Source organism: Bradyrhizobium sp. 61, from assembly GCF_023073075.1.
Classification (GTDB): Bacteria; Pseudomonadota; Alphaproteobacteria; order Rhizobiales; family Xanthobacteraceae; genus Bradyrhizobium; species Bradyrhizobium barranii.
The window spans coordinates 1-14,559 of the sequence record NZ_JADPIU010000083.1; the positions used below are offsets into that span (position 1 = coordinate 1).

The window sequence follows — 14,559 nt, forward strand, 5'->3', positions numbered from 1 at the left end:
ATTTGTTCAACACGCGAGCGCCGACGATACAGGTCACTGATCGCAATGGCGCCAGCGAACTCGAGAACGTGAAGTGGCGCAAGCCTGTCGCCATGCTTGCCAACGGTGGCACCCGCAGCGGCAAGGAAATCCTTGCCTATGGCTTCAAGAATACCGGCTTGGCGAGGTCATCGGTAGCCGGACCGAGGGAGCTGTCCTCTCTGCGACGGCATTTCTCATTGACGGCGGCTTGCTGTTGCTCGCGGTCGGGGACGTCCAGGTCGACGGTGAGCGGCTGGAAGGCGTTGGCGTCGCACCCACGATCGAGGTCCAAACTGACCCGGCCTCCATGGATCTAGGTGATCCTCAACTCAATCGTGCAATCGAAGTTCTATCCGTGGCCTGATCCTCGGGAGGCAGCCCTGCCAGCTCTGACCCTGATCCGCGAGGACCGGACGCCACAAGTGAAGTGCTGCGTTTCTTGCTTGAGCATTCGCTCCCACTGCAGCCAGGTTAGAATTAATCCGCTCGTGGCCCCTCTGAGACGTTCGGGGCAGCCGAATGTCCGGTTTGCGCGGCGGGTTCAACTGATCGCCGCAACACATTCTGCGAACTTCTCAGCTGGGGTCTGATAGACAAAGGTCTTTCGCGGCCTTTCATTGAGCTGCCTTGCGATCGCGCTGAGCTTGGCCTGGCTGTACAGGGACAGATCGGTGCCACGCGGAAGATACTGACGCAGCAATCTGTTGGTGTTTTCATTTGACCCGCGCAGCCAGGGACAGCGAGGATCACAGAAGTAGACGTCGACGACCTCGGTGGCCAATGTCAGACTGATGATCGGCGAGCTCTTTGCCTCTGTCCCAGGTCAACGACCGGTAAAGCTCGCTCGGCAGTCGCTGCGATTGCTTGATAAGCGCGGAGACGACGCTTTCGGTATCCTTGTTCGCGACCTTTACTAGCATCAGGCTTCGACACATGGATGCGATCCGCGGCGTCATGGAAGACATGAACCGCCAATCAAGCGGGCGTTAGATTGCCGTTCATCCGTGCGTGAAGTCGCCAGGCTTCAATCCGAGCGCTTTCACAGTGGCCTCCGGAAGCGGTCCCCACGCTTCCACCTTTTCGTTCGGAGCCATCATCGCAGCGATAATCGCCGCAGCGGTTTCCGGATCCCTTTCCGCCACGAAATAGACCGAGCGAACGGGTGGACCGCCGCCTAACGGCTGAGTTGTTACCAGGACAACCTGACCATTTGCCATGCTTCGATATACCACCGCCGCAGTGCCGCTTCCATGATCGCGTAACCCCGCAGGACGGCAATGGCGCACGGCAAGGCAAACGCGCCATGGTCTTGCATCGTCCCGGCGTCACCACCAAATGGCACAGTCATGGGAGGCACAATCGCTCGAGGAGCGAGAACGTGGCCAGCAAAAAAATGCCAACCCAAGACCTCCCGGTGATCGCCCGATTCGAGGTATGCTACCGCAATTACCTCGCTCCAGACGGCTCCATCAGCCGCCTGCTCCCTGCCTTCGCCTCCGATGCCAACCTGCTTGTAGCGCTTTACCGATCGATGGTGCTCCTGCGCCTGTTCGACCGGAAGGCTGTTGCATTGCAGCGCACCGGGCGGCTCGGAACCTATGCCGTTTCGCTCGGCCAGGAGGCGGTATCGGTCGGAATAGCCAGTGCGATGCGAGATGAAGACGTACTGCTGCCTTCCTATCGCGACAACGGTGCGCTGCTTTGGCGTGGCGTCAAACTGGAGGAGATCCTGCTGTTCTGGGGCGGCGACGAACGAGGCAATTGCTTCTCCTCCGGGCCGGCCCACGATTTCCCGTTTTGCGTTCCCGTCGGATCACAGGCGCCGCATGCCGCCGGCGTCGCGTACGCCTTCAAGCTGCGCAAGGAGCCGCGTGTCGCCGTATGCCTTTTCGGCGACGGCGCCACCTCCAAGGGCGATGTTTACGAAGCGATGAATTTTGCCGGTGTGCACAAATTGCCGGTCGTGTTCGTCGCCACCAACAATCAATGGGCCATATCGGTACCGTTGCGGCTGCAGACCGGCTCGGAAACGCTGGCGCAGAAGGCCATCGCCGCCGGGTTCACAGGCGAGCAGGTAGATGGGAGTGACGTGGTGGCGATGCGCGCCGCCGCTGAAGAGGCCATTGCCGCAGCCCGCGATGGTAACGGCCCACGCTTCCTCGAGGCGGTTACCTACCGGCTCGGCGATCACACGACCTCCGATGATGCATCACGCTATCGTCCGGCTGAAGAAGTTCAGGCCCATTGGAAGGAAGAGCCGATTGCGCGGGTACGGGCTTATCTTGCTGGCCAAAAGATGTGGAGCAAAGCGGACGAGGAAAAGCTTGCAACCGAGTGCCATGAGCGCATCGAGGCCGCGGTCGAACGCTATCTGGCAACGCCGCCACGCCGGCCCGACACCATGTTCGATCACCTCTATGCCGCTCTGCCCGAGGTCTATGCCCCGCAACGCAGCGAACTCGCGGGAGAGGACTATGCCTGAGGTAACGTTGGTCGAAGCCATCAATCTGGCGCTTGGCCGCGCGATGGAGGATGATCCGAGCGTGGTCGTGCTTGGCGAAGATGTCGGCGTCAATGGCGGCGTGTTCCGCGCCACCGTGGGTTTGCAAAAGCGCTTTGGACCCGAGCGCGTCCTTGATACGCCGCTTGCCGAACTCCTGATCAGCGGGCTCTGCGTCGGCATGGCGGCGCAGGGGCTGAAACCCGTCGGCGAAATCCAGTTCATGGGGTTTCTCTATCCCTGCCTCGATCAATTGGTGAACCATGCATCGCGAATGCGCAACCGCACCCAGGGGCGGCTCACCTGCCCGATGGTTCTGCGCACGCCGCACGGCGCCGGCATTCGTGCGCCCGAGCATCACTCCGAAAGCACCGAGGCGATGCTCGCCCATATTCCAGGCTTGCGTGTCGTCATGCCCTCGTCGCCGGAACGCGCATACGGACTTCTGCTTGCCGCGATCCGCGATCCTGATCCCGTGGTATTTCTGGAGCCGACGCGGCTATACCGCGCAGCCAAGGGCGAGGTGAAGGACGATGGTGAGGCCTTGCCGCTGGATGTCGCCTTTGTCTTGAGGGAAGGTCGCGACGTCACGCTGATCAGCTGGGGCGCGATGTTGAAGGAAACCATGGCTGCGGCCGATGCACTCGCTGACGAGGGTATCGCTGCCGAGGTCATCGATCTCGCCACGCTCAAGCCCTATGATGAAAGCACCGTGCTCGGTTCGGTCGCAAAGACCGGGCGCTGCATCATCGTACACGAGGCGGCACACACTGGCGGATTTGGCGCTGAGATCGCCGCGCTTATCGCTGAACGCGGCTTGTCCTCGCTGCTTGCACCCGTGACCCGCGTCACCGGCTACGACACGGTCATCCCTATGGCGCGGCTTGAGCGGCACTACATGCCTTCGGTCGAGCGCATCGTGACCTCAGCCCGAAAGGCGTGCCAGTTCAACTGAACTGCAACGGACCTTGCCCCATGCGCCAGTTCGTGTTGCCGGACCTTGGAGAAGGCCTTGAAGAGGCGGAGATCGTCACCTGGTACGTCAACGACGGCGATCATGTTGTCACCGATCAGCCGCTCGTTTCGGTGGAGACCGACAAGGCGGTCGTCGAGATACCGTCGCCGTCGGGCGGACGTATCGCGCGCCTGTTCGGCGCCAAGGGAGATATCGTGAAGGTCGGCGCGCCGCTCGTCGAGTTTGCCGAGGGCGCCGAGCAGGACACCGGCACAATTGTCGGCGAGCTTGGCAGCGACGAACATCCGCCGGCAGCGATCGCTTCCACGCGACCGGCCGGACAGGTGTTTCCGGCGGTGCGCACACTGGCGCGCAAGCTCGACGTCGATCTTCGACTCGTTGAGGGGACCGGCTCCGGCGGCAGCATCACTCGCGCCGATGTCGAACGGGCGGCCAAGCGTGTGTCACAGACCGGCCCTGCCGAACCCCTGCGCGGTTTGCGCCGCGCGATGGCCCAGCGCATGACGGCGGCCCATGCCGAAATCGTCCCCGCCACAGTGACGGACGAAGCCGATATCAACGATTGGCGACAGGGCGAGGACGTGACAATCCGGCTGGTGCGCGCCATCGCTTCTGCCTGCAAAGCAGAGGCGGCGCTCAACGCCTGGTATCATTCCGGCAGTGGAGAACGGCGCCTCATCGGGCGCATCGATCTCGGCATCGCCGTCGATACGGAAGGCGGCCTCATCGTTCCCGTGCTGCGCAACATCGCGGAGCGGAGCGTCCCGGACCTGCGGAGCGGACTTGACCGGTTGCGGGCCGACGCGATCGCCCGCTCGATCCCACCGGAGGAGCTGCGCGGCGCGACGATCACGTTGTCGAATTTCGGGATGATCGGAGGCCGGTTTGCCAATCTGGTCATCGTGCCGCCGCAAGCGGCAATCGTGGGCGCCGGCCGGATTTCGGAGCGGGCGGTCGCGCATCGCGGCCAGCCCGCAGTGAGGCGCATACTGCCGCTGTCGCTCACCTTTGACCACCGCGTGGTGACGGGCGGTGAGGCCGCTCGCTTCATAGTCGCGCTCAAGTCCGATCTTCAGCGGATTTCGTGAACCACGTGCGAGAGCAGGCCTAAGGTCGCTCAACACGATGCCGATCAGCATTTTCCGAAGTCGGCTTGCGCTAGTATTGGAGCGGGCGAAGGGAATCGAACCCTCGTATGCGGTTTGGGAAGCTCCAACATCCTGCAACGTCTGGGTAAGAGGCTGCCGCTGATGAATGCCGTCGTCGGCAAGTTGGAGTCCACCCTACTCCAGAGGTTCCGATACCCCCAGAGCGCGTGTGCCAACTGACTCCGTTTCGCGTAAAACCTTATCAGTAGGCTAACTGACTCCATCCGCGCCTTTGCTCTCGTTCGGTGTCGCCTGTGGCTCCAGTAGTAAGGGGTTCCGCTCAGGGAGAGAATCGGAAGCTGACGTTTTGAGCGCACGCCCCTCACCTTCTCAAGATCGTTGAGGAGTGGCAGGGGGTCAACAACTTGCACTTCCTATCGCCGCGGACCTCGCGGGATTTGGCTGAGCGGATCGTGCGCGCAATGCGGGCAAATAGCAGACAGACATCCGAACGGCAGCACCGGTGGGGTACGCGCGGATGGGGATAGGAAAAGGGCCTTTTCGCATGAGGAAGACGCTGTCCCTCACTGCGGCCAATCCTTGTACAGCGCGAAGCCGATCATGATCAGCGAGCCGATTGCGAGCAGGGCGTTAAACGGCAATTTTTCCAGCACGCCGATAACGACCGCCCGGCCGCGGAGAGTTCTCTTCATATGCGCAAAGCGCCAGCCTGCCGCACCCATCGGACATCTCCATTTGGCCCCCAGCAGCAGCGGTCTCATTCTTCAACACGGAGCGAGCTTCGGCTATCGCCCATTCGGACGTATCAGTTGATTAAGGTGAAGGAACCCTTGCAAGTCTCGCGTCCGCTTTGCTCTCAGAGGACGACGTTGAATCCGACATGGCTGCATGTCGGCCTTGGGCCAGCAGGTGACATAGCAGGATGACGAGCACACAGAGGCCGCCAACTGACGCGGCCTTACTCACTCTGAAATTCCGCGACCTTTCGATCTTGAAGCCATAGCTCGACGTCGTACCCGTCAGCCAAAACCTTGGCGCGCTTCTTGGCTTCGGTTTCGTCCTCGCAAATCAGTTGGATGCGAAGCTCGATATGCCCGTCGAGGCCCATGAGATAAGCGCGGTACTCTTGCATCTGGTGACCCCCTTTCACAAACGAAAGGCCACCAACTGAGGCGGCCTTATTCTTCAGGAGGTTGCAGGCCCGGCGACGTCAGCCACCCGTCTATAGCAGATGCGGTTTCGAGCTGGCGCAGTTTGCTTTCTACAAGATCACGTTGCGGTCCCGGCTGTGTGTTTTCCAGTTCCGCGATAATGCGGGCTCTCTCCGCGTTCAGATTGTCGTCAAATGTGTGGGAGTGTGAGCGTCGTCTCATGGCACTCTCCCTTCCCTAAGTGAATTGGGCAGGAGCGCAACCGGCGTTCTGATCACCGATTTGAAGCAACGGTGCCGCGTGCGGTGATGGAACCAGTATGCACCCGGAGCCGTAGCGGCGCCAGAACAAAACTTAAGTGGAGGCTCTCAGCGGGCCGCGCGCGGCCTTACTGCACGAAATAAATTCTCGCCACCGCCCCAGCAACAAGCAGCGCCGCGCCGAAGGTCGCAACGCCAAGGTAGATGCGTGCTTGGATTGAATACGTATTGAAATGAGGAGGGTCGATCATGCTAGCTCCTCTTGGTCTCGCGGGAGCGCGATCGGCTTCCCAAAGGGGCCTTTCGGCCCCCTAACCGCAAATCGAAGTCATTGTCCCGGTGCTTAATCGCAGTCCTGGCCCACCTTTTGCTGGGACGGTGCTTGCTCGGCCTCACCGGCCGTCATTTTCTTTGACTGTTCAGTGGGCGCGGGACGGGTCTGCTCGACCGTGCCTGCCGTCCGATCCGGTGACTGCGAGGAGGGTGCGGGCTCGATCTTCTTTGATTGCTCGGCAGCGGTAGGCTCGCTCTGCATCTGGCGTTGCGCGTCCTGCGACGATGTTGCGACATTCTCGGAGGCTTTGTTCATCGCAGATGTCGGCGGATGCTGCCTGGAATCAGTTGCTGTGGAACCAGTGGTTTGTCCGGTATAGCCTGGGACATTCCCAGATCCTGCATCGCGGCTCGCCGTATTGCAGGGAGCCGCATACACGGCGCTGGCGCTGGAGGCTAGCACCGCGCCCAAGATCAAAAGCCTGTTAGCAAGCATAGTCTTTCTCCTTTGCGTTTGCGCTAGACGCTAAACGAATTGAACAAAACTTCTGTTCCTGTGTTTCTGCGCTGCGTGCTTCTCGGCGGTTCAAATTCGCTGTTCGTGCTCCATGCCTCGAAGTCCGCTCCGGAAAAGGCGAAAAACTCAGCGTGAGCAAATCTCGTCCGCTGCATCCCACTAAGCTGACCACAGTGAGCGGTGTCGGCACTTCGCTGATGGGCCAACAGGCGACATAGTATCACATCCACAAATAGAGGAAGCCGCGCCAACTGAGGCAGCCCTACCGTCTATGTCGTGTTGTAGGCCGGTTTACAGATTCCAAAACTATGCGGTCGAGCGCGGCCCTTCCGGCGCCGTGGGCCTCGTCTTGTGACGCATAGGATTCATGCGACGCTTTGATCAGACGCTTGCCGACATGAATCTCCCACACCCAAGGTTTCGGAGGTGGAAATCTGTGACGTAGCTTAATGCGCACCTTCGTTGGACCTTGGCCTGAGCGTCGCTATCCGTCGCGCCCCTTGCCATAGCTCTAGGGCGTGACCATCCACTAGCTGCTCGGCGTGGCGAAGCGCGTCTTCTCATTGTCGCAAAGAACGTCAACGCGATTGGCAACGTGGCCATCGTCACCGATGACGTAAGCATAGTATCCGAGTGGCATGACCGGTCTACTTCGGCGGCTGTAAACCGGGGGAGCGCAGCCAGTCGCTAATGTGGGAGCCGGTTTCGGCTTGCCGCACCCGGCGGAGGGCGGCCTCGCGTACAGGCCCATAAGGGAGCAACTCGGCTTCTTCGCGGAGGCGTCTCACTTCTTCGGCGAGCCGTTCTTCAAGGGAGATGGTTTGAAACGACGCCGCTCAAACATGGCGCTGCTCCTTTCCATTCGAGGAAGGCGGGAGCGCAACGGGCGTTCTCATCACAGATGTAAGCCACGTTCCGGTCTGTGATGGTGAGAGTGTGCGCCCGGAAGTTGCAGAGGGCGAATCATTTATTAACGAATTGGACAGGAACGAATAGGCGGCCAGTCGTTTGAGGCGGACTCTCAATTCGGCGACTTATATTCGTCCTGACCGGTTTCCCTCGTCAGAAACCTCCAACCCCATAGGACGGAACCTAGCGGCAGCTTCTGCTATGGGGTCAAAAGCGGCGGTTTGGCGCTCGGCCGCAAACTTCCGGTCTGCCCCTATAAACCGACATGTAGCTGCATCGCGTCAACGGAAGCGATGGGCCAGGAGGCGACGTTCCCTGCTGGCCTCATAAGACCCGATATGACAGAGAGGCCACCATCTGAGGGCGGCCTCTGCTGCGTGCGTGAATTGGTCAGTTCTTATACCCCATACTGCTACAGACCGCGTATTGATAGTTGGGGTTTGCACCTTGCGCCCATAACCCTTGTTTACATTCCACGTACGTCCTGGCCTTGGCTGGCGCAAACGCCCTTATATCCGGGTCAAGCACTTTGGAATGCGCACCCGAGTAAAATATCTCTGTCGATGGAGTGTTCGGCCTCGTAGTTTTCTTCACGGCGTTGGCGGGTGCATTCGACAAGATGGCGACAGCTAAGCCCACAAGGAACAGCGAGGAAAATCTCATAGTAATGTCCTCCGCAACTCCACCTCGAAGTGGGCGACTATTCAAGAGAGCTACAAGCAGTGGTGGCGTCGATTAAACATAACAACCTTATTCCCGAAGGGCAATGGACGGAATTGCTCCAATGTCGCCTTCGGGTCATGAGCGACAAAACTCGTAAGAGCACAACGAGTCCGCTCTTACCCTGATCGCCGACATTCCAGGGGACATGGATTTCCGTTGCAATGGGCCAAAGGCCAATTGCTCACGACGACGGCTGCGGCCCCGGAATTTCCAATTGCCGTTCAGGATTTCTTGGCGCGGGCGATAGACGCACTCGCTGAGGACTTGGCCGACAAAGCTGACAAACAGACGATCTGCTCAACAGGCAACGTGTTGTTTGATGCAGGAACGAGCCGTGATCTCATACATAGACCTTGGCGATCTCGTCGTGGGCCCATTTGACGGCGGCCTCGGCCGGCACGCCTTGGATCGCCTTGGCGTACAAGTCGGTGACGATGTATTTGGTCACTACCTCGGCGGCCTTGCGGTTGGGCGGCCCCGCGTAGCCGGCCAGCCTCCCGAACGGCGGGATGTCGCGGAACGGCAGGAGCACTGGATCGGCGTCCCATACCTTGTCCTTCTCCCACATCCGGGTAGCGCCGTCCGAGTAGCCCTGCTGCGAGGCAAACCACTCGGCGAATACCGGCTTGGAGTGGACCCAGCGCAGGAAGTCGCCGGCGGCTTTCTTGTTCTTCGAATAGCCCATGATCATGTCGGTGAACGGATTGGGCAGATTGAACTGCCCGCCCGGACCTTTGGGGATGCGGGCGTGCAGGATGTCCTTCCACATCGGCTCCCCCTTTTCGGTGAGATACGTGTCGGGCTTGCGCTTGGCCTCGATGTAGATCGAGGCACCGTTGTTTGTGGCGCAGATGCTGCCCGAGAGGAAGGCGCGGTTGTTATTGGTGTCGTCCCAGGCAAGCCCGCCCTCGTCGCAGGCGTCATGCCAGAGGCCGACCGCGAACTTGACCGACTCGATCGCCTCCTTGCTGTTGAGCGCCACGGTCTTTCCGTCGGCCTCGACCTCCTTGCCACCCCACGACCACAGGTATGGGTACCACCAGAGTGGCGCATCGCCGAACGTGTGGCCGGCGGTCTGGCCAAGCGGCCGGCCCTTGGCCTTGAGCTTCTTGCAGGCGTCGAGCAGGCCGTCCCAGGTGTCCGGGAAGGCCTTCAACTCGATCTCGTCGAACCACGACTTGCGATAGGCGATCTGGTTGCCGCCGACCGTGAACGGCACGCCGATCCAGCCGCCGCCGACGGTAGCGACCAGCTTGGAGACCTCGTAGTAGCCGCCCTGATCCTGGCCAATGTCCTCGGCCACGTCGCTCGCATCGGCGAGGCTCTCCGCATAGAGCTGCGGCCAGTTGCCGATCGCCATGATGATGTCGGGCCCAGTGCCCGACTGGATCGCCGAGGTGATCCGCGCCTGTAGGTCGTTGGCGTTGATGGTCTCCACTTTTAGCGTGATGCCGGTCGCCTTCTGGCATTCCTGCGTAATCTGGCCTTTGAGCAGGACGTCGGATGCGGGCACGAAATCCGCCCAGCGCAGCCAGTGCACAGTCGTGCCTTGCGCGAAGGCTGGCGGCTGGCCGCTCGCCAGGATGGCGGCTAAGCCGCTGGTCTGCGCTGCCACCGCGCCGGTTGCGGAAAGCTTGAGAAGCTTGCGTCGGGTGATGCGAGCCATGAATTCCTCCCTGTGCGTAGTGCGCAATCGGGCCTTTCCGGTCGCGCATTCGGGGGCGCCAGAGCATTCAACGGCACTTCACGGCTGGAGCGTCCAGCCGAGTGCTTCCCGGATGCGACGCCGGGTTAAGACTACGCGGATTTGAGGCGGAGCGCAGCCCCAATCCATCGGCGCGTTGAAGGATTTGGCGGCCGAGATCGGTCTAACGCACGAAGTATTTTATCGGGCGTTGGCGGGACTGGAGAAGAACGGAGCGTCAATCGCTAGGACGACCTTGTCGTGCTTTGCGGCAGCGATCTGTATGTCCCATCAAAAATGATCCTGACGTCAGTACGGCCGCCGGGAGGTCCGGTAAGGGTCACTTGCGTCGGTTTGACAGGACACCGAGGACTTCCGGTCGAGCCTGGTGAACGGACATGGTCAGCGCTGGTCAGCTTGTCTCAAACGGGCCACGGAGTGACATTCGAAGTAGAAGAGCCGTCAACTGAGGCGGCCTTACTTCTAGGTCGGGGCCTTTAGACCCGGCGAGTGCAACCATTCGTCAATGTGGGCGGCCATATCGGCTTCGCGGGCCTTCTTCAAAAAGTCCTCACGCTCCTCACCTGCGGGCAATTGGTCCGCCTTTTCCCTCGCAAGCCGAGCTTCCCTGATGAGCCGCTCGCCTAGCGAGCTGTCCTGCTTGAACAGGTGGCGTTTCACGAACGTCCTCCGTCGTGAACCTCAGCGTTCGATGGGAACATTACACCTGGTGTTCACCCAGCGGAACAGGCCGTTTCGTGTGCCCGCTGCGGCGAATTAGGACAGTGAGGCATGCAGTAATTTATCGGAGTCGCCCCACCCCCTAGATGCCTCTAACGTGACTTTCGCCGGGGCTGGCATTTCACATCCCGAACAAGCATTTTCAACCAGCAAGGGGGCGCTGAAAGGCGGCCCCTTTCGATTCCGACGCTCGCGGTGGAGAATTAGGACAGTCGCAGGTGCTCGTTATGCACCCTGCCTATTCGCCTCTCAGCTTCTTTTCGATGTAGTCGTTTACGGTCTGGGCGAAGTCGTGCTGGGCCCCAATGACCGCGTTCCGTTGCTCCAGCACGTCGAGCTGGATGAGCCGGAGGCCGCTTTTTCTGCCTCTTTCCAGTGTTACGTCCCAATATTCGTTGATGGCCCGCTCAGCCAGCGAAATGGCGTTCGGGTCGCCCTTGGCGATCAGCCGACGAAGGATTCCTTGACAGGTGGCTAAGTTTGGCATCAGCCGGATATTGCGGCGTTGCCCAGGTAGCCGCAAGCCAGACGGGGAGCGCAATGGACGCTCTTGCACCGCAGGCTTCTTCCCCCTTTAAAGCCTAGTCCATCTGGCGCATGAACAGAGTTCGGCAGTCTGCGAACAAATTAGGCCACTGCGGAATTCAACTTAGGACACCCCTTACTTTTTACCGGCTATGCGGTCTAAGAGTTCGTGCAGGCGCTTCACAAAACCTTCAATCCAGCGGTCCACCGCTGTACTTCACCCGAAGTTCCTTGATCGCGAGTGCGGAAAGCTTCGCCGGGTCGCGCACGCCAGTCTGCGCGATCTCGATTATTTTCTTGGCGATCATCTCGGCTAGCGGGTCATTCCGATCAACAAGACCAATGGTGTGCAATGTCTTCTCGTAGGCCGTTGTCAACCGGCTGATCTCGTCCGATCCCATCGGCAGGTTTCGCAATAAGCGATAAATGGGCATGTGGTGCTCCCCTTTTTTCTGGCGGGAGCCGACACTCTCAGTCACCGATAACAGCCACGGTCCAAGAGGTGATGCAGGAAACAGTATTCTTGAAATGTCCGTCAGACCAGTCAATTCAAAACATTCAGCTTGAAAACTCCCGGCCCCTCGGGGGAGAAGGAGCATCAGAAAGACTCAAGTGAATTCTATATTATAGGCCATTGGTGTCTCTATAGTGTCCCGAACAGCTTTAGTGACCGATCCGATGCCCCTCGTCACCGGACGCCAACCGTGGCCGCCAGGATGATCTTCTCTTGGCTCTTCGCGGCAAGGGGGAGCCCACGACCGGCAATTCTAAAACGCCGCATCACTGGAGGCGCGATTTCACCAGAGTGTCCGAGGGTCGTTCGCCGAACTGAAGACGATAACTCTTCGCGAAATCACCTAAGTGCCAAAATCCGAGAGCGAGCGCACACGCCTTTACGCTATCCGCTCCGGCCAGCAGTCGTTGCCGCACGAGCCAGAGACGCCTCAGGCGCAAATATCGATGGAGGCTCATTCCTCGGTATCGCTTGACCGCCTCGTGCATGGTTCGCACCGAGGCGCCAACTTCTCGCGCAAGTTCATCGCTGTAGACTGGACGCCCAATGTTACCGGACAATACTGCCTGAATATCTCGGAAAATCCTGAAATACCCGAGGCAATTCGCATGAAACGCCCATCTTGCGTCAACAACGTGGGCGAATGCGGCATCAATTCCAGCCAGTAGGGACTCCCGGATTGCGGACGAAGCGTCGCCCGCCTCGCAGACATCGAATGTCGCGGAAGTTGACAGGATCTGCCTCACGAGCTCGCGCAGCCAATGCTGCGCAGCGGTGCTCGTTTCTAACGCTTTCCAGTTGGGACCGGCCTGGGGCCAGCCACGATCCTGTATTGCTGGCGTGAAAATAATCGAAGTGAATTGCCGCTCGGCTGGTTCGACCGTGGAATATGCAGCACCGCTGCCGCCGATCGCGATAGCTGAGTGATCTCTTTCGACCCCGTTGAAGCGAATGGGAAAACCGTCATCCATCGAGAACCCGACAGCTGTGCAATTATCGGCAAGCTGACCATCGGCGATGCGCGGGAAAGACTTGGCAAAATTGATGTCACATCCCGGGAGATTCAGGATGACTTGCTCAGCAGAGATTTTCCGTGCGAGAGGCGTAAATTCGACCTTCAGATTTTGCACGGCTGTTCGATACTGATCGAGATCAGTAAAGCGAAATACCTTTGGCGCCAACACAGCGAGAACCTTTGTTCTCCTATCGAGGGCCAAGGCGGCCCTCTAACAATACTAAAGCCAAATCGGGTTCTGGGGATTCCGGAATACTACGGATTGAGTGTATAGCGACCAACACGTCAGGGCTCAATGAGCCAGCAGAAGAACGAGGATCATTTTGGGTGTGAGGACATAATCAGGAACGCATCAATCAAGTCAATCAGCAGCAGATGATGCAGTTGTTGGGAGCATTCATTCAGGGCGTTGCAAGGCATTAGCAAAGCAATGGGAATGTATCGAACTCCTCCATTGAATTGCTGCGCTGCGGTCTAGATCGCACCTGCTCTGGTGTATTTCTGCTCCCCGCGATAATCTAATGCTCGGCTGGGGGCCTCACAATGTTCGATGTGTATTTGAACGACAGGCGCGATCTGCTCGTCGTGCGCAACGGTTTATCAATTCCACCTCCTGACGTGTCAGGCAAATGGCGTAAGAAGAAGAGAAAAGTCGCTTCCGTTAGCGACGGAAATTAGGCTCGCTGTTCAGGCGCAAGGCTACTACATGCGCAAGTTAAAGGATTTTAGGAAACGCTAGTCAGCGCGGCGCATGTGTACCCTCTACGGCATCACCAACCCGGCCGCATTCTGGCGCTCTTCCGCTTGGGATATTCAATCGCTATGTCGGCAACCTGACGCCGATGCCGGCGTCTTCCCCAATTATTCGGCGCCAGTGATCCGCAACACGGAAGCCGGGACCGAGATGTTAGTACCGCGCTGAGCTTTCATCTACGCTTCATTTGTCCGTAGGGCGCTGCGCCCGCTGAAGGCTTCCCTGTTCCGCCGCTTGCGAGGTACGGGTTATGGCGGCCTCAAACACCGCAATACGGCGATCGAGATGCCATAGCTCGATATCGTTGATATCAACTAGCTGCTCAGCACGTTCTCGTGCTTCCCGCTCGTCGGCACACTGCAAATTGGCCACGCTTATAACGTGGCGGTGCTGATCCAAAAGGTAAGCTCGGTAGTGCGCCACCCCACACCCCCAAAGGTCAAAAAAACAATACTCTCATTCATACAAAGGGAAACCACGGAACTTTAGGCTCCGGAGTGCGCGCTTGATGTCTATCCCTTTCGCGCGCTGATCACGGTATCATCACCTCAATCCTTCAACGAGCGCCCTCCAGCCGAGTGCATCCTTCGCCGTTACCAGCGAAGCGCCGAGCGTTGCCAAGTAGTGTGGCAACTCGCAATCGGGACGCGCGTTCATATTGCCGACAAACGAAGCGACCGCGTTCTTAAGATCGCCTCGGTCGAGGTGATCGAAGGCCCGTTGCTTGCAGCGCTCGACATATTTGTCGCGCGCCAGTTCAATTAACAGGGAACGTTCCATTCCGTCTCCCGTATCCCTCCATTGAAGGCCGCCTTGTTTGACGAACGTTATAGCTGCAGGTCCTAGGGGTAATCCTAGGAGAAGTGGTATGACGATTTCGAGGACGG

General features: G+C 59.2%; 14 protein-coding genes and 1 pseudogene. 3 read left to right on the forward strand and 12 right to left on the reverse strand.

Annotated features, from left to right (window positions below):
- Positions 1-562: 562 nt before the first annotated feature.
- Positions 563-950: pseudogene (locus IVB46_RS33470) on the reverse strand (IS30 family transposase); the annotation flags it as partial.
- Between the two features lie 449 nt (positions 951-1,399).
- Between IVB46_RS33470 and pdhA the strand changes: the two are divergent.
- From pdhA to IVB46_RS33485, 3 genes are read left to right on the forward strand one after another with little or no spacing between them, the layout of a single operon-like run.
- Entirely contained in the window at positions 1,400-2,503 is a 1,104-nt protein-coding gene (gene pdhA / locus IVB46_RS33475; RefSeq protein WP_247344419.1) for a pyruvate dehydrogenase (acetyl-transferring) E1 component subunit alpha, read from the forward strand.
- Positions 2,496-3,476 carry an alpha-ketoacid dehydrogenase subunit beta gene (locus tag IVB46_RS33480; protein WP_247344423.1) on the forward strand — a complete coding sequence of 327 codons (981 nt, stop codon included), beginning with the start codon at positions 2,496-2,498 and terminating at the stop codon, positions 3,474-3,476. The genes pdhA and IVB46_RS33480 overlap by 8 nt, the downstream gene beginning before the upstream one ends.
- Before the next feature lie 20 nt (positions 3,477-3,496).
- Positions 3,497-4,585: a dihydrolipoamide acetyltransferase family protein gene (locus tag IVB46_RS33485; protein WP_247344426.1), complete on the forward strand. Its 1,089-nt coding sequence runs from the start codon at positions 3,497-3,499 to the stop codon at positions 4,583-4,585.
- A 584-nt stretch (positions 4,586-5,169) separates the two neighbouring features.
- On the opposite strand, the gene IVB46_RS33490 is transcribed toward IVB46_RS33485, so the two are convergent.
- From IVB46_RS33490 to IVB46_RS33545, 11 genes are all read right to left on the reverse strand, one after another.
- Positions 5,170-5,328, reverse strand: coding sequence for a hypothetical protein (locus IVB46_RS33490; RefSeq protein WP_247344429.1), 159 nt, complete (start codon positions 5,326-5,328; stop codon positions 5,170-5,172).
- A gap of 236 nt (positions 5,329-5,564) precedes the next feature.
- Positions 5,565-5,738 carry a hypothetical protein gene (locus tag IVB46_RS33495; RefSeq protein ID WP_247344432.1) on the reverse strand — a complete coding sequence of 58 codons (174 nt, stop codon included), beginning with the start codon at positions 5,736-5,738 and terminating at the stop codon, positions 5,565-5,567.
- Positions 5,739-5,784: 46 nt separating this feature from the next.
- Entirely contained in the window at positions 5,785-5,979 is a 195-nt protein-coding gene (locus tag IVB46_RS33500) for a hypothetical protein (protein WP_247344436.1), read from the reverse strand.
- 166 nt (positions 5,980-6,145) lie between these two features.
- On the reverse strand, positions 6,146-6,268 hold the full coding sequence (locus IVB46_RS44955) for a hypothetical protein (protein WP_256468679.1): 123 nt from the start codon (positions 6,266-6,268) through the stop codon (positions 6,146-6,148).
- Between the two features lie 92 nt (positions 6,269-6,360).
- Positions 6,361-6,606, reverse strand: a complete 246-nt coding sequence (locus IVB46_RS33505; protein WP_247344439.1) for a hypothetical protein — start codon at positions 6,604-6,606, stop codon at positions 6,361-6,363.
- Positions 6,607-8,779: 2,173 nt separating this feature from the next.
- Complete coding sequence (locus IVB46_RS33515; RefSeq protein WP_247344442.1) at positions 8,780-10,105, reverse strand: extracellular solute-binding protein; 1,326 nt, start codon at positions 10,103-10,105, stop codon at positions 8,780-8,782.
- 501 nt (positions 10,106-10,606) lie between these two features.
- Positions 10,607-10,804 (reverse strand): hypothetical protein, encoded by a 198-nt coding sequence (locus IVB46_RS33520; protein WP_247344445.1) that lies wholly within the window; start codon positions 10,802-10,804, stop codon positions 10,607-10,609.
- 298 nt (positions 10,805-11,102) lie between these two features.
- Positions 11,103-11,420, reverse strand: coding sequence for a hypothetical protein (locus IVB46_RS33525; protein WP_247344450.1), 318 nt, complete (start codon positions 11,418-11,420; stop codon positions 11,103-11,105).
- Between the two features lie 160 nt (positions 11,421-11,580).
- Positions 11,581-11,823, reverse strand: a complete 243-nt coding sequence (locus IVB46_RS33530; protein WP_247344453.1) for a hypothetical protein — start codon at positions 11,821-11,823, stop codon at positions 11,581-11,583.
- Between the two features lie 346 nt (positions 11,824-12,169).
- Positions 12,170-13,120 carry a helix-turn-helix domain-containing protein gene (locus IVB46_RS33535; protein ID WP_247344456.1) on the reverse strand — a complete coding sequence of 317 codons (951 nt, stop codon included), beginning with the start codon at positions 13,118-13,120 and terminating at the stop codon, positions 12,170-12,172.
- A gap of 1,095 nt (positions 13,121-14,215) precedes the next feature.
- Positions 14,216-14,452, reverse strand: coding sequence for a hypothetical protein (locus IVB46_RS33545; protein WP_247344459.1), 237 nt, complete (start codon positions 14,450-14,452; stop codon positions 14,216-14,218).
- Between the last annotated feature and the right edge of the window lie 107 nt (positions 14,453-14,559).